This is a genomic window from Paenibacillus phocaeensis, from assembly GCF_900021165.1.
GTDB lineage: Bacteria > Bacillota > Bacilli > Paenibacillales > Paenibacillaceae > Fontibacillus > Fontibacillus phocaensis.
This window is the reverse complement of record NZ_FCOQ01000018.1, coordinates 683,226-702,267: the sequence shown is the minus strand read 5'-3', so window position 1 is coordinate 702,267 and position 19,042 is coordinate 683,226. Positions and strand designations below refer to the sequence as shown.

Below are 19,042 nucleotides of genomic sequence, written 5' to 3'. Positions count from 1 at the left end.
GTCGATAATATCGGCAGGTCTCTTTTTTTTGCGGCAGAAAAAAAGAAGGACCGCCGGAATCCATTCATTCCCAGGGTCCTGCACATCAAAATGATCCCTTCTGCCCATTTCTCAAAAGGGACGGCCTTTCTCGTGTCTACCGGAACATTCCCCATAACCGCAGCAAGTGGAGCGTATTGCGCGGGTCGATTCGCTGATCGATGACGAATTGGACGATCTGCTCTTCCTGAGCGCCGCTCAGCCGTTCGCCAAGCACGGAAGCGGCCGTTCTGACGAGCCTGCGCACCTTGACGCGATCCTGCAGATCCGCGCGGGTGAGGCCATCGACGACCTGTTTGATCCGCTCTTTGATCGCCGGATTTTTCATTTTGAGTTTAACCCGTTCGACCAGTTGCGGACTGATTCCATATTGATGATAACTCGGCACCGTGACTAGCACCTCCTGTCCCGTCAATTCCGGACTTCAACCCTAATATATGACGGTAAGGCTGTACATAGTGCACGAAAAAAATCAGGCCTCTAACGAAGCGGTTAGCTTTGTTTAAGGAACGCCGTCGCTTCGTGGGTTTGTCCCAACCGGACGATCGTTTCCTCATATTGGGTCGAGGCGTATGCAAAAAACAAAATATCGATCATGACCAGTTGAGCCAATCGGGAGCCGGACGCCCCGCTGCGCAGCGTCGCTTCCGGCGCCTGCGGCGTGTACAGCATCAAATCGGCCAGTTCGGAAACTTTATGATTGCCAAAACGGGACAAACCGATGGTGCGTACTCCGTACTTTTGAGCAACCCGGAACAATTGCAGAACTTCCTTGGTATTCCCGCTGTATGAAATGCCCATAAACAAGGCGCCGGGCGGAGCGCTGGCCAGCGCGGCGGCAATCAGATGCTCATCCTGAAGCGCAAACGCCTGCTTGCCGAGCCGCAGCCACTTTTGAGCGGCATCCGCCGCTACGATGGCCGAAGCTCCGACACCGTACATATGAATGACGGGAGCCTTTCGGAAGCTGTCGACCACCTGCTCGATCAACTCCGGCTGCAGGTGGAGCATCGTATCTTGAATGGCTTGGACACTGTTGGAAATCGTCTTTTGAATCACGGTTTGAACCGTCTCGCCCCGCTCAATATCGTAATACCCCGGCCTTTGCGGTTTGGCATTGTCGACGGACAAGCGCATCTTCAAATCGGGAAAGCCGCCCAAGCCAAGCGAACGGCATAACCGGGTAATCGCCGCCGCACTGGTTCCGGCTTTCTCGGCCACCGCATGGATGCTTAGACCGGAGACCTCCGTCGAGGCAGCCAAAATATATTGAGCCGCCTTTCTCTCCGATTCGGGCAGTTGCCCCAGCATCGCCTCCATTTGCGTAAGTATGCTTCCAGTCGTCACGCGTATCCCCTCCGTATTCTCCTACGTTTGCCTTCATCTCCGCAAACGCAAAAGAAACGCGGCGGCCCGGTAACAGGCCGCCAAACGTTCCTCCGCCAGCTGTTATGATCTATTATGCTCTATGAGCATCTGTTTTGTAAAACCAAAGAAGTAAGTGAGCAAGAAGCCCGCAACATAAGAGAGAATCAGTCCGGACAAGTAACCCAGAATGGTCATGCCGATCCCCATCGGGCCTTGGATCAGCGGAATGAGGACCAGGCCGGAAGGACCGATCGCCACCGAACCGACGAAATTCCCCGTCATCGCGAACAACCCGAGCAGGGCGCCGCCAAAGCCGCCGCCGAGACAAGCCGTTATAAACGGCCGGCCCAGCGGCAGGCTTACGCCGTAAATGAGCGGCTCGCCGATCCCGAGGAACCCGACGGGCAATGCGCCCTTGATCATATTGCGCAACCGCGCGTTGTGTTTCAGCTTGATATAGATCGCGATGGCCGAGCCGACCTGCCCCGCGCCCGCCATAGCCAGAATTGGCAGCAGTGCCGTGTAGCCGACCTGAGAAATCAATTCGGCATGGATCGGAATCAACGCCTGGTGCAAACCGAACATCACCAGCGGCAGGAACAGCGAAGCTAGAACAAACCCCGACAACGGTCCGCCATGGGCCAGCAACCAGGTGGTAATTTGTCCGATTCCCTGGGAGATAATGCCGCTGACCGGCATCAGGAAGAACACGGTAATGAGACCTACGACGAGCAGCGAAAGAGTAGGCGTTACAATAATATCAATGGCGGCTGGCATCCGTTTGCGGATCCATTTCTCCATCATAGAAATGAGCCCTGCCGCTAAAATAGCCCCGATAATCCCGCCTTGCCCTGCGTTAAGCTTAATTTCGCCAAAGAGAGGATAGGCGTAAGAGATGTTCGCTACCGCCGGAGCTACGATGATCGCGGCTACGGCGCCCCCGAGGGCTGGCGTCCCGCCGAACTCTTTGGCGGCGTTGATCCCGGCGAAGATCGTCAAATATCCGAAGAACGCCGAGCCGATCACGCTGATGATCGGTTGGAGCGTAAGAAGCCAATCCGCTCCGTTGCCGGAGGTGATCAAGTTGTTGATCAAGCCGGCGATGCCGTTGATAATCCCGGCCCCCACCAAAGCGGGAATCAGCGGAATAAAGATGTTGCCGATTTTCCGCAGGAAATTTTTAAAGGGAGTATTGTTTTTCTGCTTGAGCTCAGCCTTGATGTCCGAACCTTCGCGCAGAGGTGCCGCCGGGCTGCCGGAGGAAGCTCCTTCGCCGCCATGTCCATCGGCCTGCAGCAACTTGCCGAATTCCTCCGCTACCTTATTAACGACACCCGGTCCGAGAATGATCTGGTAGGTCTCGTCATCGACCACGCCGAGGACCCCTTCGATTTGCTTCAATTCCGCTTCGTTGATCCGGCTGCGATCCAGCGTCGAAATGCGGAGCCGGGTCATGCAGTTCGTAAATTGTTCCACATTCCCGGAACCTCCGATCGATTCCAGAATCCGCTTCGCCATAACCTCAAATTTACTCATTGGTCAGCCTCCTGCCCATAGATGTGGTTGAAATCTTTAATTCAAAGTCAGCTTAGCCGCCTTGCCGATAAAACCACGGCTTTGCTCCAACTTCTTCAAGGCTTCCGCATACGTGCATCCCGTCAGGATCATCAGGATCGCCGGCTTAGGTTTCCCTTCGGCAAGGTTCAGGGTGTTTGCGGCAGTTTCAGCATCGCAGGCGGTCGCTTCCATCACGATCCGCTTGGCCCGGTCAGCCAGTTTCTCGTTGGTCGGCTGCACGTCTACCATCAGGTTGCCGTAGACCTTGCCCAGACCGATCATCGACGCCGTTGACAGCATATTGCAAACCAGCTTCTGTGAGGTTCCCGCCTTCAGTCGAGTCGATCCGGTCAGCACTTCGGGACCGTTCTCGATTTCGATGGCAATATCCGCTTTGGAGCTGATCACCGCATTTTTGTTGCAACTGATGCTGACCGTGGCTGCACCGATCCGCTTGGCATATTCCGCCCCGCCGATGACATAAGGCGTCCGACCGCTTGCAGCCAAGCCGACGACCGCATCATCGGCGGTGAGGTTAAGGTTCTGCAAATCAGCCATACCAAGCTCGGCCCGGTCCTCCGCCCCCTCTACCGCTTTGATAAAAGCGTTGCTTCCTCCAGCGATCAGCCCAACAACCTGATCCGGGGAAGTTCCGAAAGTCGGCGGGCATTCCACCGCATCCAGCAGTCCGATCCGGCCGCTTGTCCCGGCCCCCATATAAATCAGCCTTCCCCCCTTGCGAAGAGATTCGGTAATGGCGGTTACGGCCTCGGCAATTTTCGGAATCTCTCTCTTTACCGCTCCCGCTACTTTCGCATCCTCTTCATTCATGACCGTCAGCAATTCGGCAACGCTCATTTCGTCCAGGCTCATCGTCCGTTCGTTTCTCGCTTCAGTTGTCAGATTTTCCAGCATAGGTCCCTCTCCTTTGATGTAAAATACAAGGCTGCAACCGCTTTCGACTCGATTATAATTCAATCGAAACATTATTTCAATATATTATTTTTTACATAAAATTATATTTCAGTTATCGACATTTTAATCCTGCTTCTAGACTTTCCAATTGGACATAAAAAAAAACCGCCCGCTTCGACCGCGGACGGTTCACACTGCCTCGTATATCGGATTTTCAATCGATCAACTCGCCTTGAAATACCTGCTCCCGCCGCAGGTAATCCCGCAGCGGCCCGTACTCGGGCGAGGTCCAGAACGCCTCGCCCCCCACCAACTGGGCGGCGTCGTCCCGCGCCGCCTCCAGCACCGCGTAGTCGCTGACCATGTCCGCGACGCGAAAATCCGGCACGCCGCTTTGCTTCGTGCCGAAGAAATCCCCGGGACCGCGCAGCTCCAGGTCCCGCCGGGCCACCTCGAAGCCGTCGTCCGTGTCGGTCATGACCTTCATCCGCTCCTGACCGACCTCCGACTTCGGATCGGCGATGAGCACGCAATACGACGCGTGCTCCCCCCGGCCTACGCGCCCGCGCAGCTGGTGGAGCTGGGACAAGCCGAACCGGTCGGCGTCCATCACGATCATCAGCGTGGCGTTGGGCACGTCGACGCCGACCTCGACCACGGTCGTCGAGACGAGCAGTTGCACCTCGTTCTCATAGAACGCGCGCATCACCTCGTCCTTCTCGGCCGCCGTCATCCGGCCGTGCAGCAGCCCGACCTTCATGCTCGGGAATGCCTGCTGCATCGACACGTACAGGTCGATGGCGTTCTGTACGTCCAGCTTGTCCGACTCCTCAATGAGCGGGCAGATCACGTACGCCTGCCGGCCTAGCAAGACCTCCCGTTCAATGAAGCCAAGCACGCGGTCCATCATGCTGTGCTTAACCCAATAGGTCGTGATCGGCTTGCGTCCCTTCGGGCGCTCCGACAACGTCGATACGTCCATATCGCCAAAGGCGGTAATCGCCAGCGTGCGCGGAATCGGCGTCGCCGTCATCGTCAGTACGTCGGGATTAAAGCCTTTGCGCCGCAAAATGCTGCGTTGATTCACGCCGAACCGGTGCTGCTCGTCGGTCACGACCAGGCTGAGCGAACGGAAAAATACGTCTTCCTGTATCAGCGCATGCGTGCCGACAACGATGTCGGTGAGCCCCATTTGCAGCGAGCCCAGCAAATCCTTGCGCTTGCGCCCCGTCACGCTGCCGGTCAACAGGCCCACCGTGATGCCGAACGGCTCAAACAGCCGGGTCAGCGAGCGCATGTGCTGTTCGGCCAAAATCTCCGTCGGCACCATGAAAGCGCCCTGGTGCCCCGACTTCACCGCCGCGTATAAGGCGATCGCGGCGATGACCGTCTTGCCGGAGCCGACATCCCCCTGGAGCAGGCGGTTCATGCAGTAAGGTGAGCGCATGTCCTGCAAAATTTCCAGCTCCACCTTCTTCTGCGCGTCGGTCAGCTCGAACGGCAGGCTGCGCACAAATTCTCGGATCGTCGCGTTATCGACGACATGCGCCACTCCGTCCATTCGATCGTGGTTCATCGCCCGGTACGCCTGCAGCTTGAGCTGGAACAGGAATAGCTCCTCGTACACCATGCGGCGGCGGGCAAGTTGCCCCTCCTCGTTATCCTGCGGCTGATGCAGCCGCAGGATCGCCGCTTTGCGGGGCATCAGGCCGTACTTGCGAAGCAGCTCAGGCGGTAGATTTTCCGGGATCATCTCCCCATATTGCTGCAGCGCTTGTCCGATCGTCTTGCGTATCCACTGCTGCGTGATTTTGCCGCCGACGGAATAGACCGGCTGCAGACTTCCACTGCGCAGCGTTCCGCGGTCGGGGAACTCCGACTCCGTCACGGTAAGCTGGCTGCGCCGCATATCCCATTTCCCGGTCAGGACGATCTCCCGCCCCGTCGTCAGCTGATCCTTAAGGAAATGACGGTTAAACCACGTCGCCGTGAACATCCAATCCTCTGCGACCATTTTACACGTAAGGCGAGATTTCCGCCCGTAACGCTGCAGCACCGGGAGGCCCATGATTTTAGCTTGGACCGTCACCTTGTCCCCATCCTTTACTTCAGTCAGGGAACGCAGCCGGTAATCCTCGTACCGGAACGGATAATATTCGATTAAATCATTCACCGTAAAGATGCCAAAGGCGTGAAGCTCTTCTTGTTTAAGAGCGCTCACGCCGCTGACTTGCTTTACGGGGATATTATGCAAATCCAACACACATAATCCCTCGCTTTATCGAGGCAGCCCCGCTGCCCCCGCCACTCTCTCTTAGCACAAACGAAACTCAGCCAAGCGGAACTAAGCTTAACGCACTTCACCTAACGGTTCTCAGTATAGCGGTAAACCCAGCCCAACGGGCTCCTGAGCTCCGCCTAACGGAACTCAGAGACGTTATTGTCCGTGTTTTGGGCGATCTCTCTGGCTAACGGAACCAGAAGCCCTTATTTCGGACCAAAACAGCCGAATGGCTGCCATAAAGGCCCGATAAGGTCTCTGAGTTCCGTTAGCCCGAGAAATAACCGGGAAATGAGCGAATAAGGGCTCTCAGTTCCGTTAAAACCAGTTCGAGCTCCATCAGTACCACCAAATCCAGTTCCGAGCACCTTCAGCACCGTCAAATCCAGCTCTGAGCTCCTTCAGTACCATCAAATCCAATTCCGAGCACCTTCAGTACCGTCAAATCCAGTTCCGAGCTCCATCAGTACCATCAAATCCAGTTCCGAGCACCTTCAGTACCATCAAATCCAGTTCCGAGCACCTTCAGTACCATCAAATCCAGCTCCGAGCACCTTCAGTACCATCAAATCCAGTTCCGAGCACCTTCAGCATCATCAAATCCAGTTCGAGCACCTTCAGCACCGCCAAATCCAATTCCGAGCACCTTCAGTACCATCAAATCCAGTTCCGAGCACCTTCAGTACCGTCAAATCCAGCTCCGAGCACCCACGCTACTATCAAAACCGGCTCTGCTTCAACGCGCGCCGCCTGAAGATCATTTCGCCGGCCAGATAAACGTCGCAACCGTGCCCGGCCCGACATGCGTGCCAACGACCGCGCCGATGCTGGTGCGAACGATCTCATGCAGCGTAAAATGCTGGCGCAGCATCTCCAGGATTTCCTCGGAGCCTTCCGGATTCACGCAGTCGCAAACCGCGACATTGATATCCTTCAATCCGCCGAAATCGTTCACGAACAAATCGATGACCCGGGACATCGCCTTCTTGCGGCCCCGGACTTTATCGACTGCGTAGATCACGCCTTCCTGGTCTACGGACAGGATCGGCTTGATGTTCAGCAAGTTTCCAAGAATCGCCGCAGCTTTGCCGATCCGCCCGCCTTTTTGCAAATATTCCAACGTATCTACGAGAAAATACAGCCGCCGGGCCTTGCCCAAACGTTCGACCTCTGCCCGAATCTCTTCAACCGAAGCCCCTTGCTTCGCCATCCGCGCGGCATGCACGACCTGGAGCCCGAAGCCGTACGTCGCGCACAACGAGTCGATCACCGTTACGTCAACCGAGTGGCCCAACTCTTCTTCCAACATCTCCTTGGCGAGTACGGCGGATTGATAAGTCCCGCTCATCCCGGAGGAGATATGGATTGAAATGATCGGCGAACCGGGGTAGGCCGCCAGCAGGTTACGGTAGACCTCAACATACTGAGAAGGCGAAGTCTGCGAAGTGGTTGGCAGGTCCTTCGATTGGGTCAGCTTGTCGTAGAACTCTTCCGCGGTGATGTCGATGCCTTCGAGATAAGATTGATCGCCGAAGGCCAGGCGCATCGGTACGATGTGAATGCCGTATTCCGATACGACCGCCTGCGGGATATCCGCCGTACTGTCGGCAATGATGACCGCCTGATTCATAGGTATCTTCATCCTCTCATCGAGATCAGGATTCTACCGAAAACAGATAATAATAAATCGGTTGACCGCCGTTATGGACCTCTACCTCGACGTCGGGATATTCCTCATGAATCCAGGCTACCAGCGTGTCCGTCATTCCCCCATCGGCTTCTTCGCCGGCGAGCACCGTCACGATTTCGTCGCCGTCGGTCAACATTTTGGCCAACAACCCCTGGCTCGTTTCCAGCAAACCTTCTTCGGTCGCCACGATCTTGGAATCGGCAATGCCGATATAGTGCCCGGCCTTGATCTCCAGATCATCAAACATCGTGTCCCGGACCGCGTACGTCACTTGGCCCGTCTTCACATGATGTACGGCATTCTGCATGTTCTCCTGATTGGCTTCCACGCTCTCTTCCTCTTGGAAAGCAAACGCCGCCGCAATTCCCTGAGGAATGCTCTTGCTTGGGATGACGCTAACGCTGCGCTCCCCTTCAAGCAAATCACGCGCTTGTTGGGCAGCCAGAATAATATTGGAGTTGTTCGGAAGCACAAAGACATGCTGAGCCGAAATCGACTGGATCGCGTTCACGAAGTCCTCGGTGCTCGGGTTCATCGTCTGGCCACCGGACAGGACCACGTCGACACCCAGACTGGTGAAGATCTCCGAAATCCCCTGACCCGAAGCGACAGCGATGAAACCATAAGGCGCCAGTTCATCTGCTGGCATCCCGGCCGGATCAACCGGACGGGCCGGCTCCGCCGGAATTTCGGCAAACAGCTCCGGCATCGGCGCCGCATCCATCCCGGCGATCAACAGATCCCGATGCTGCTCGCGCATGTTCAAAATATGAATTTGTGTAATCTCACCGTAGCGCAGCGCCAGATTCAGCACGTCGCCCGGCGTTTTGGAATGGACGTGGACCTTGATGATCTCGTCGTCCGCGATCACGATAATCGAATCCCCATTGACCGAAAGCGCTTTCCGGAACTGATCCTCGTCGAATGCGGCATCCTTGATCTCACCGACTTTTCGATTAATGAAAAATTCCATGTCATAGAGGAACTCAATGTCCTCGGTCTCCAGCTTGGCTTGCGCGGAAGCCGGAACATGAACCGGTGCAGCCGCTTGTGTACGAAGCTCCGGCTGGGCGATGGCCGCGGGAGCTTGTCCTAAAGTCGCCGCCGCTTCAATGCTCGCGCCGCCGGTCAACCATTGCAAAAATCCTTCATAAATATAAACAAGTCCTTGACCGCCCGAATCCACAACGCCAACCTGTTTCAACACCGGCAACAGCTCCGGTGTGTTCGCGAGCGCTTCCTTCGCTTTAGCCAGCACTTCGGTCATCAACTCGGTAATATCCGTTGTTCTGCGCGCATAATATACCGCATGCTTGGCCGCTTCCTTTGCAACCGTCAGAATCGTTCCTTCCACCGGCTTGACGACGGCTTTATAAGCGGTATCCACCCCGCTTTGCAAAGCGGCGGCAAATTGAGCTGTATTCATTTCTTCCAATGAAGCGGCATAACGGCTAAAGCCACGGAACAGCTGGGACAAGATCACGCCGGAGTTGCCGCGCGCGCCCATCAGAAGACCTTTGGATAAAGTGGCCGCTCTGCTGCCCAAACCTCCGGTTCCGTGATTTTTCAATTCCGTTACGCCGGCGGTCATCGTCAAATTCATATTCGTACCGGTGTCCCCATCGGGAACCGGGAATACGTTCAGGGAGTTGACGTGTTCAGCATGCTCCGTCAGCTGCTGCGCACCGGCCAATACCATAGCGGTGAAATCTGTTCCAGTTAAAGAACGCTTACTCAATGAAAATTCCCCTTCCTAGCTTGATACGCGTACGCCTTGGACTACGATATTCACCTGATCCACTTCGAGTCCAACGATTTGATTTAATACGTATTTCACTTTGAGCTGTATGTTGTGTGCGACCTCGGAAATTTTCGTGCCATAACTGACTATAATATAAAGATAAATAGCTAATCGATGATTATCCAGGTTCACTTCCACACCCCGGGCTAAGTTCTCACGCCCCAGCAATTCGGCAATCCCGTCTTTCAACTGCTTTCGGCTTGCCATTCCTACCAGTCCATAACACTCCATGGCGGCCGATCCGGCGATAACCTTAATGGCTTCTTCCGAAATATCGATTCGTCCATATTCGGTCGTAAGATTTACAGCCACGCCAAACTCACTCCTTCCATAGAAATTATTATGGACTAAACCATATTGTACTATAAGAACAGAGAGAAATAAATAAAAGAGTCCAACGTCAATATCTGTTGACGGGGCTTTTTTTACTGTGATATTATATTTAAGTGTTGTCAATAACCGTGATTTAGAGATGAAGCTGTTATTTTCAAGACAGGTGTACTGGAACAGGAGGTGTAATGAATGGCTCGCAAATGTTATGTGACTGGCAAGAAGCCAGGCAGCGGTAACCATGTATCTCACGCAAACAATCGCAATCGGCGCTCTTGGGGCGTAAACGTGCAGAAGGTCCGGATTTTGGTAGACGGCAAACCGAAGCGCGTATACGTAAGCACTCGGGCTTTGAAATCCGGTAAAGTGACCCGCGTGTAAGGCACGGGACGAACTATAGACAAAAAGCACCTTTTCCTATGGAGGTGCTTTTTTACTGTGCTTTTTCTTTGAAGTCGGTCGTAATTGCCGCCAAAAAGGCTGACGCCAGTTGCCTTCTAGCCTCGGTCTATTCCATGGCATTCCTTTTATGGCGGGAACCGCCAGGCGCGCCCTTTCGCTGCTTGGGGCGGGTTCTCAGGCCCCGCCCGCTAGTTCTTGTGAAACGTGTTCAGTACCGCCTTAACGAATCCTCCCAAAAACTTAGGCAGCTTGAATGTGTAAAATTTCATCGTTCACCCTCCCCGTCGTGCTCATGCCTTCACCCATATTCTATGTTTGATGTCATTTACCCGTGTATTCCCGCCACAAAAAAAAGGCTACATGAGAACCTTCGCTCATGTAACCCATTGTATGCGCATCTTGAGGCGCCTATGCCAATCCAACCAGGCTCTCGCGGATTTCTGCCATCGCCGCACGCCGATCGGCTTGGCCGAACACCGCATTCCCGGCAACCAGGACATCCGCCCCGGCTTCCACAACCAGCGGCGCCGTCGCAGCGGCGATCCCGCCGTCCACTTCGATCCGCAAATCGCTTAAGCCGAGCTCGTCCTTCCAGGCCTTCAGCTGGCGAATCTTGCGCAGCGTGCCCGGAATAAACGCTTGCCCGCCGAAGCCGGGGTTCACTGTCATCACCAGGACGAGATCCACGTCCTCCAGCACCTCGCGAACGGCGGAGGCCGGCGTGGCCGGATTAATCGCTACCCCGGCCTTCGCCCCGTGCTCCTTTATCAGATGCAGTACCCGGTGCAGATGCACGCAGGCCTCGGCGTGTACGGTGATCAGATGCGCGCCCGCTTTAGCGAAGGCCGGAACATACTCTTCCGGCTTCTCGATCATCAGGTGGACATCGAGCGGCAGTTTGGTTTGCGGAGCGATTGCCTGCAGCACCAGCGGACCGAATGTCAGGTTCGGTACGAAGTGGCCGTCCATCACGTCCACATGCAGCCAATCGGCTCCTCCCCGCTCTACGTCGGCGACCTCCTCGCCCAGCTTGGCGAAATCGGCCGACAGAATGGACGGTGCAATATATACGTTGTTACTCATGACGTCAATACCTCCGCTTCTTGTCCTTCATCTCTTCATGGAACTGCACGTAATGCGCATAGCGGCTGGCGGCGATGTCGCCCCGGTCTGCAGCCTCTCTCACCTTGCATCCCGGTTCGTGCAAATGGCTGCAGCCGCGAAATTTGCATTCTTCCGCGTAATTCGCGAACTCTCGGAAGCAGCTGGACAGCTCCTCCACGCCCAGCTCGAGGAAATCCAACTGACTGAAGCCCGGAGTGTCGGCCACGTAGCCGCCGTTTTCCAGCTCAATCAGCTCGACATGCCGCGTCGTATGGCGTCCCCGGCCCAACCTGAGGCTGATTTCGCTTGTCTCCAGCGACAGCCCGAGCATGGCGTTGAGAAGCGACGATTTTCCGACGCCGGACTGCCCCGAGAAGACGCTGATCTCTCCGGCAAGGCGAGATTTCACATCCTCTGTCCCCATCCCGGTTACCGAGCTGGTGACGATGACATCATAGCCGATCGATTCATACAACGCCTTGACCTGGCTAATGATCTCGGGCATTTCTTCCGCTCCGTCCTCCTCCAGCAAATCCTCCTTGGTGAGGCAGATCAACGCCTGCAAGCCGGCATGCTCGATATGTACCAGAAACTTGTCCAGCAGTTGCAGGTTGAGATCCGGCTCGCGCAGCGAGAACAGCAGCACGGCCAGCTTGGCGTTGGCGATCGGCGGTCGGATCAGCTCGGTTTCCCGCGGCAGGATCTCGTCCACGGTGCCTTCCCCGTTCTCGGTCGGGGAATAGATGACTCGATCGCCCACCAGCGGACTCTCGCCTCTCTTCTTAAAAATCCCGCGGCCGCGGCACTGGACGTAAGCCTCCTTGGCCCCGTCCGTTGCCCCGCCCTGCGCCGTCGCCGGCTTTACGTAGTAATAACCGCTTAATGCCTTCACAATCAAGCCTTCAGGCATAGGGGACGGCCTCGCTTTCGAATCGGTCTGACTTATTTGCCATGTTTGTTTCGTTTACCCGCCTTTCCTTTACCTTCGACTGCACCTTGCTCGACATGAAGCGAGGCCAGCCTGCCGGATGAAATCATGCCGGTATCGGGCGGGTTATCGCCCGAATTCATATCCATCGTATCCTCATCCGTCCCGCTGTTATCCGGGAATTGCGGCACCGGAACAGTTCCTTGCTTGGCATCGATGTACGAGACGGGATAGGTGTCCAGCATGACGCCGTCGCGCGTTACCGTGACATAACCGTTCTTGTTTGGCGCCAGTACCAGGTCGACCGCCAGGTATTGCGCTTTGCCTACCTTTTGCGTGCCCCATTCGCGGCCTTCGCCGCGAGCATCCCCGTACACGATGGTGTACTTGCTGATTTGGCCTTCCTGCGCAGGGACGGCCGGCACCTGGAAGGTATAGTTGATCGCTTCCGGCGGGTAGCCGGTGCTGATAAACAAGGTCACCTTCGAACCCGGCGCCACCAGTTCTTCCGGAGCGTATGGCCACTGCTTCGTTACTTTGCCGGCCTCGACCTCAAAGCTCGCTTCCTCCTTGATCCCGTCTTCAGCCAGCTCCAGCCCGAGATCTCTTATCGCTTTCTCCGCTTCCGCCTGGGTCTTATTGACGAGGTTCGGCATTTTCACTTCTGAGGGTCCCTTGCTGACCTTCAGAACCACATTTACCGTCTCCGGATCGAACTCCGATCCGGCGTCCGGCGATTGGCTGATAATGTTGCCGGGTTCAATCTCGCTGCTGTTTTCCTCCGATTTCGTCACACGGGCCTCGTCAACGCCCAGATCCTTCAGTTGCTGAAGCGCAGCATCATAGCTTCCCGTTAATGCCGGCATTTTCTGCGGCGGCTGCTCCGCGCCGACCTTCAGATCGATGGCCGAACCTTCCTTCACCATCGTCCCTTCCGGCTTGCTTTGCTCATAAACGATGCCCTCGTCCACACCTTCTTTGTATTCCCGGGCGATATTTCCGACGGCAATACCTTTATCAGTCAAAGTTTGAATAGCCTTCTCCTCTTCCAGGTTAAGCACGTTCGGCACGGCGACCTCCGGTACGGTAACCAGGCTCGTAACGTACCAAGCCACACCGGCCAATGCCAGCAGAACGACCAGCGTCAAGCTGATCCAAAGCGCCGGCTTGCCCCAAATTTTCTTCTTTGGAGAGCTGCCCCGCTCCTCTACCGTCGTCCCGCTATCGCGGGACAGCTTGGACGGCCCTGCCGACGGACCTTGATTTTGCGGCCGAATCGCCGGAATGATACGCGTGCTGTCTTCGTCATGATCTTCAATAAAGGCCAGTTTCGATTCCATTTTTCGTTCCGGCAGCAGGCAAGTTTCCAGGTCGCGCAGCATTTCCTTGGCGGATTGGTAGCGTTCGGCCGGATTTTTCCGCATCGATTTGAGAATGATGTTCTCCACGCTTTGCGGAATCATCGGATTGACCGTCCGCGGCTCATCGAACTGCTCTTGCAGATGCTTCAACGCGACGCTAATCGGACTTTCTCCGAGGAACGGCAGACGCCCCGTCAGCATTTGATACAACACGATCCCGAGCGAATACAGGTCGGATTTCTCCCCGGTGGCAACGCCCTTCGCGTGCTCCGGCGAGAAATAATGCACCGAACCAACCACCGAACCGGTCTGCGTAATCGTCGCTGAGGTGACGGCGCGCGCAATCCCGAAATCGGTCACCTTCACTCGTCCGTTTCGTCCGATCAAGATATTGTGAGGTTTAATATCACGGTGAATAATTTGGTTGTGATGGGCATGGTCCAGCGCATCGGCGATTTGCGATGCGATCCGGACGGCTTCTTCGACCTGCAGCGGCGCCCGTTCCTTGATGATTTCGTTTAGGTTCTGTCCTTCGACGTATTCCATGACGATGTAATGGACTTCGTCTTCCTGCCCGACATCGTAGACGCTGACGATATTCGGATGCGACAAGGATGCGGCAGACTGCGCCTCCCGGCGGAAGCGCCGAATAAATTCCTCGTCGTTCACAAATTGTTGACGCAGCACTTTGATGGCTACGTAGCGGTTCAACAGCAGGTCCTGCGCTTTGTAGACAAGCGCCATGCCCCCGCCGCCGATCCTTTCGATGATTTGATAACGACCGCCCAATTCGTGTCCGATCATGAATTCCACTCCTTTATGCCTGACCCGGCATCCTCTTGTTGTTCCAGCAGAGCGACGCTGATATTATCGTCGCCTCCTGCGTTCAGTGCCAGCTGGAGCAGTTGGTCGGCGCGATCCTTTAATCCGAGATCGTCCGAGCCAAGCGTCAGGACCATTTGTTCCGGCGTCACATAGTTGCTGAGCCCGTCGCTGCACAGCAGCAATATATCTCCCGGCTCCAGCGACACCCGGTTCAAGTCAACTTCCACCCGCTCATCGGTACCGAGCGCACGGGTCACCACATTGCGATGCGGATGCACGGTTGCTTCTTCCTCGCTGATCTGTTTGTTCTTCAGCAGCTCATTCACCAGCGAGTGGTCGTCGGTCAACTGGACGATCCGTCCTTGCCGGAAATGGTAAGCCCGGCTGTCTCCGATATGGGCGATTACCCCGTCGTTGCCGGCAAAGATGCCGGCGACTACCGTGGTGCCCATACTGTGATACTCCACATGTTCCGCTGCCTTGCGATAGACGACCTCATTCGCGTGCAGAATCGCTCTCTTCAGTTCTTCCCCGCACGCCTCCGCGGACAACCCGGCCGGCAGCGCCCCCAGATCTTCGGTGATCGTCTCGACCGCCATGCGGCTGGCGATGTCTCCCGCCTGATGGCCGCCCATCCCGTCCGCGACGATCGCTAGGGTATAACCCGATTCCAGTGGATTGACCCAGGTGCTGTCTTCATTGACGGAACGGACTCGTCCCACATCACTCACATAAACGCAATTCATCACATTCACTCACCTCGCACCAGACTCCATGTGCTTCGCCCGCAGTTGCCCGCAGGCTGCGGCAATATCATGGCCTTGCTCGCGGCGGATCGTCACATTGATGCCCTTGTCCGCCAATATGCGCTGAAATTGAAAAATATCGTTGCGCGACGTTCGCACGTACTTGCGCTCCGGCACATAGTTGACCGGAATCAAGTTGACGTGGCACAGCATATCCTTGATTACGCCGGCCAGCTCCTCCGCATGCTCCGGCTGATCGTTCACCCCGCCGATGAGCGCGTACTCGAATGTGATGCGGCGGCCGGTTTTAGCGATATAGTAGCGGAGCGCCTCCATCACATCATCAAACGGGAATCGCCGATTGACCGGCATCAGCTTGGAGCGGAGCGCATCGTTCGGCGCATGGATCGAGATCGCCAGGTTAATCTGCGTGTTCTCGTCCGCAAACCGGTAAATGTTCGGGACAATCCCGCTCGTTGATACAGTAATATGCCGTTGTCCGATGTTCAAGCCCTTTTCATGGATCATAATCCGTAAAAATTTCATCGTGGCCTCATAGTTCTCGAACGGTTCGCCCGTTCCCATAATGACGATGCTGCTGACGCGTTCTCCTCTGGCATCCAGGATTTTCTGCGCCTGCACCACCTGGGCAACGATCTCTCCCGGCGTCAGATTCCGCTTCAAGCCGCCCAGTGTCGAGGCACAAAACGTACAGCCCACTTTGCAGCCGACCTGGGTGGTTACGCAGATGCTGTTGCCGTAATTGTGCTTCATGATGACCGTCTCGATCGCATGATCATCATGCAATCCGAACAGGAACTTCACCGTTCCGTCCTTCGATTCCAGCTTGGTGATTTCCTGCAGCGTAACGAAAGCGAATTCGTCGTGCAGCTTCTGCCGAAGCGACTTGGACAGGTTCGTCATCTCTTCGAAGGAGCTGACCCGCTTCACGTACAGCCAGTCGAAAATCTGACCGCCGCGAAACGCAGGTTCCCCCTGCGAAACGGCCCATTCCTGTAATTCTTCCAACGTATAATCATATATAAAAGGTTTCATCTTCACACACCTGTCCATATTTAATTTCGAAATTTGCCCACTCATTCTTCCTATTTTATCATAAATCGCTTTCTGACTAAAGTCATCCGCCCCGCCGCGGCCGCGCAAAAAGGCCAAGCCCGCCGTTCACGGCGGCCGCTTGACCTATCGTGTCGTTACTTTTTCTCCAGCTTCTTGCGCAGCCGGGCGATATAGAATCCATCCGAATGGGCGTCCTGCGGCAAAATCTGCAGTCCGGCCTCCACCCTTCCTGCGGCCGCTTCCAAGGGGCCGCGTCCCTTCCAGCCGTCAGGCCCGTCCTCCAGCTCGAATTCCGGGTGACGGCTGAGGAAGGAAACGACCCTCTCGGCGTTCTCGCGCGGCTCGATCGTGCAAGTGCTGTAAACCAGAAGTCCGCCGGGCTTCAACAGCCCGCACACCGAATCCAGCAGCGCCTGCTGAACGCCGGCGATCTCCTGAATGTCACCCGGGGTCTTGGCCCACTTCAAATCCGGCTTGCGCCGGATCACACCCAGCCCGGAGCAAGGGGCATCCAGCAGGATTCGATCGAAGGAGGCCGCGGAAAACCGGTCAGTCAACTGCAGCGCGTCGCCCGATATAGGTTCCACCGGCGTAAGTCCCAACCGTTTGGCGTGATCCTCGATCAGCTTGGCCTTGTGCGGATGGATGTCGTTCGCCAGCACCCGGCCGCGGCCCTCCATGATTTCGGCGATGTGGCAGGTCTTGCCTCCGGGTGCCGCGCAGCAGTCCAGCACGGTCATCCCCGGCTGCGGATCCAATGCTTCGGCTACGAGCATCGAGCTCTCATCCTGGACGGAAATCAGCCCGTCCCGGTACCACGAGGTCAGCGCCATATTGCCGCCGCTATGTACCACGATGCCATCCGGCGAGATCGGCGAAGCCGAAACCCTCAACCCCTGCGCCTCCATCAGGCGCAGCATCTCATCCCTGCCCGTCTTCAACCGGTTAACCCTTACGCTGACCGAAGGCGGTTCATTATTGGCACGACAAATCGCCTCCGCCGCCGCTTCGCCATATTGCCGGATCCAGAGCGAGACCATCCACTCCGGATGGGAATGCTCAAGTGCGATGCGCCGCACGGAATCCAGCCCCTCCGGCAAGCGCAGCTCCTCCTTGCGGCGCAGCACGCTGCGGAGCACGCCGTTCACCATGCCGGAAATGCCTTGATGCCCCTTCTTCTTAGCCAGATTCACCGCTTCGTTCACGGCAGCATGCGGAGGTATCCGGTCAAGGTAATGCAGCTGGTAGAAGCTGAGCCGCAGCAAATTACGCACCCAGGGCGCCAATTTGGCCAGCCCCTTCGTCACAAACGGCTCCAGAAAATAGTCGATCGTATTCAACCGTTGAATAGTACCATACACCAGCTCGGTAGCGAGTCCTGCATCCGGTCCGGTTAATCCGGATTTCTGCAGCGCCCCGTTCAGCAGCAGATTGCTGTAAGCGCCCTCCTGCTCGACGGCGGTCAGCACTTGCAGCGCAACACTGCGGGCCGTCGGTGCCGCTGAATTCCGGCCGCCCCCACGGGATGCCGATGCTCCGGACGACTCAGTCCGCCCTCGGCCCCGGCCGGCTTGTCCCGCCGCTTTCTGGCCAGCGCCCGGCCCTTGGCCGCCGCCCGAGCCAGAGCCCGATCCCTGACTTGCGCCGCTCATGACAGTACCGTCCCGACGTTCATCACGCCGCCGCGGATGAATTCACCGGCTTCCATCGCCTTCTTTCCGGCAGGCTGAACTCGGGTCAGCCAGACGGAACCGTCGCCGGTTTTTACTCGGATGCCCCGCTCCGATAACTCCAGCACGGTGCCGGGCGCTTGTTCGCTCGACGATGGCCCCGCCTCCGCTGAAGCTCCGCTCACCGCGGGCTTGGCCACCGCCCACACCTTGAACACCTCGCCATTCCAGGTTGTAAACCCTCCGGCAAAAGGCACAAGCCCGCGCACGCGATCATAAATTTGCCGCGAGGTCGCGCTCCAATCGATGCGCTCATCCTCCCGCGTCAGATTAGGCGCGTAGGTCGACTCCTCATCGTTCTGGGGAATCCGCGCTGCCGTCCCGGCCAAGATCAGCGGCAACTGCGCAAGCAACAGCCGCGCCCCGGCATCGCTCAGCTTCTCGAACAAAGTGCCGGACGTATCCTCATCATCGATCGGCACAACCGTTTTGGCGATCATATCGCCGGTATCGAGTCCCTCGGCCATGTACATCAAAGTGATGCCCGTTTCTTTCTCGCCGTCCATGATCGCCCGCTGAATCGGCGCCCCGCCGCGGTATTTCGGCAGCAGCGAACCGTGCACGTTCAGGCAGCCATATTGCGGCAGATCCAACACGCCTTTCGGCAGGATTTGACCGTACGCCGCAGTGACGATCAAATCGGGCTTTAACGCAGCGACTTCCGCCACCGCTTCCGCCGCGCGCATCCGCAACGGCTGCAGCACGGGAAGCCCGTGACGCAATGCGGCTTCCTTCACCGGCGTTGGCGTCAGCACCTTTTTCCGTCCTTGCGGCCGGTCCGGCTGCGTGACGACGCCAACGACGTTGTAGCCCTCGCGCAGCAGCCCTTCCAGCGACGGGACCGCAAATGCCGGCGTTCCCATAAATACGATATTCATCGGGCGCGGT

General features: G+C 56.6%; 17 protein-coding genes. 1 reads left to right on the top strand and 16 read right to left on the bottom strand.

What is annotated here, in order from left to right; translation table 11 throughout:
* Window positions 1–136: 136 nt before the first annotated feature.
* From BN3795_RS13250 to BN3795_RS13215, 8 genes are all read right to left on the bottom strand, one after another.
* Complete coding sequence (locus tag BN3795_RS13250) at window positions 137–427, bottom strand: stage VI sporulation protein F (RefSeq protein WP_110945155.1); 291 nt, start codon at window positions 425–427, stop codon at window positions 137–139.
* 104 nt (window positions 428–531) lie between these two features.
* Window positions 532–1,386, bottom strand: coding sequence for a MurR/RpiR family transcriptional regulator (locus BN3795_RS13245; RefSeq protein ID WP_068785109.1), 855 nt, complete (start codon window positions 1,384–1,386; stop codon window positions 532–534).
* Window positions 1,387–1,488: 102 nt separating this feature from the next.
* Entirely contained in the window at window positions 1,489–2,943 is a 1,455-nt protein-coding gene (locus BN3795_RS13240) for a PTS transporter subunit EIIC (RefSeq protein ID WP_068785108.1), read from the bottom strand.
* A gap of 36 nt (window positions 2,944–2,979) precedes the next feature.
* Window positions 2,980–3,879 (bottom strand): N-acetylmuramic acid 6-phosphate etherase, encoded by a 900-nt coding sequence (murQ, locus tag BN3795_RS13235; RefSeq protein WP_068785107.1) that lies wholly within the window; start codon window positions 3,877–3,879, stop codon window positions 2,980–2,982.
* A gap of 214 nt (window positions 3,880–4,093) precedes the next feature.
* Window positions 4,094–6,142, bottom strand: a complete 2,049-nt coding sequence (recG, locus tag BN3795_RS13230; protein WP_068785106.1) for an ATP-dependent DNA helicase RecG — start codon at window positions 6,140–6,142, stop codon at window positions 4,094–4,096.
* Between the two features lie 775 nt (window positions 6,143–6,917).
* A complete protein-coding gene (locus BN3795_RS13225; RefSeq protein WP_068785105.1) occupies window positions 6,918–7,790 on the bottom strand; it encodes a DegV family protein in 873 nt (290 codons plus the stop codon).
* A gap of 25 nt (window positions 7,791–7,815) precedes the next feature.
* Window positions 7,816–9,588 carry a DAK2 domain-containing protein gene (locus BN3795_RS13220; RefSeq protein WP_068785104.1) on the bottom strand — a complete coding sequence of 591 codons (1,773 nt, stop codon included), beginning with the start codon at window positions 9,586–9,588 and terminating at the stop codon, window positions 7,816–7,818.
* Window positions 9,589–9,603: 15 nt separating this feature from the next.
* Window positions 9,604–9,963 (bottom strand): Asp23/Gls24 family envelope stress response protein, encoded by a 360-nt coding sequence (locus tag BN3795_RS13215; protein ID WP_068785103.1) that lies wholly within the window; start codon window positions 9,961–9,963, stop codon window positions 9,604–9,606.
* A 210-nt stretch (window positions 9,964–10,173) separates the two neighbouring features.
* On the opposite strand from BN3795_RS13215, the gene rpmB reads away from it, so the two are divergent.
* Window positions 10,174–10,362, top strand: a complete 189-nt coding sequence (gene rpmB, locus BN3795_RS13210) for a 50S ribosomal protein L28 (RefSeq protein WP_009225259.1) — start codon at window positions 10,174–10,176, stop codon at window positions 10,360–10,362.
* Between the two features lie 209 nt (window positions 10,363–10,571).
* Here rpmB and spoVM read toward each other — a convergent pair whose 3' ends face one another.
* The 8 genes from spoVM to fmt all read right to left on the bottom strand — a co-directional run bounded on the left by spoVM (window position 10,572) and on the right by fmt (window position 19,032).
* Window positions 10,572–10,652, bottom strand: coding sequence for a stage V sporulation protein SpoVM (gene spoVM / locus BN3795_RS13205; protein ID WP_036621610.1), 81 nt, complete (start codon window positions 10,650–10,652; stop codon window positions 10,572–10,574).
* Between the two features lie 139 nt (window positions 10,653–10,791).
* Window positions 10,792–11,466 carry a ribulose-phosphate 3-epimerase gene (gene rpe, locus BN3795_RS13200; RefSeq protein WP_068785102.1) on the bottom strand — a complete coding sequence of 225 codons (675 nt, stop codon included), beginning with the start codon at window positions 11,464–11,466 and terminating at the stop codon, window positions 10,792–10,794.
* A 4-nt stretch (window positions 11,467–11,470) separates the two neighbouring features.
* Window positions 11,471–12,397: a ribosome small subunit-dependent GTPase A gene (rsgA, locus tag BN3795_RS13195; protein WP_068785101.1), complete on the bottom strand. Its 927-nt coding sequence runs from the start codon at window positions 12,395–12,397 to the stop codon at window positions 11,471–11,473.
* Between the two features lie 32 nt (window positions 12,398–12,429).
* A complete protein-coding gene (gene pknB / locus BN3795_RS13190) occupies window positions 12,430–14,580 on the bottom strand; it encodes a Stk1 family PASTA domain-containing Ser/Thr kinase (protein WP_068785100.1) in 2,151 nt (716 codons plus the stop codon).
* Window positions 14,577–15,350, bottom strand: coding sequence for a Stp1/IreP family PP2C-type Ser/Thr phosphatase (locus tag BN3795_RS13185; RefSeq protein ID WP_068785392.1), 774 nt, complete (start codon window positions 15,348–15,350; stop codon window positions 14,577–14,579). The genes pknB and BN3795_RS13185 overlap by 4 nt, the downstream gene beginning before the upstream one ends.
* A gap of 6 nt (window positions 15,351–15,356) precedes the next feature.
* Window positions 15,357–16,403: a 23S rRNA (adenine(2503)-C(2))-methyltransferase RlmN gene (gene rlmN / locus BN3795_RS13180; RefSeq protein WP_068785099.1), complete on the bottom strand. Its 1,047-nt coding sequence runs from the start codon at window positions 16,401–16,403 to the stop codon at window positions 15,357–15,359.
* 155 nt (window positions 16,404–16,558) lie between these two features.
* Window positions 16,559–18,076, bottom strand: a complete 1,518-nt coding sequence (rsmB, locus tag BN3795_RS13175; protein ID WP_068785098.1) for a 16S rRNA (cytosine(967)-C(5))-methyltransferase RsmB — start codon at window positions 18,074–18,076, stop codon at window positions 16,559–16,561.
* The gene (fmt, locus tag BN3795_RS13170; protein ID WP_068785097.1) at window positions 18,073–19,032 is read right to left on the bottom strand and encodes a methionyl-tRNA formyltransferase; all 960 of its coding nucleotides are present in this window, start codon (window positions 19,030–19,032) and stop codon (window positions 18,073–18,075) included. The genes rsmB and fmt overlap by 4 nt, the downstream gene beginning before the upstream one ends.
* Window positions 19,033–19,042 lie beyond the last annotated feature (10 nt).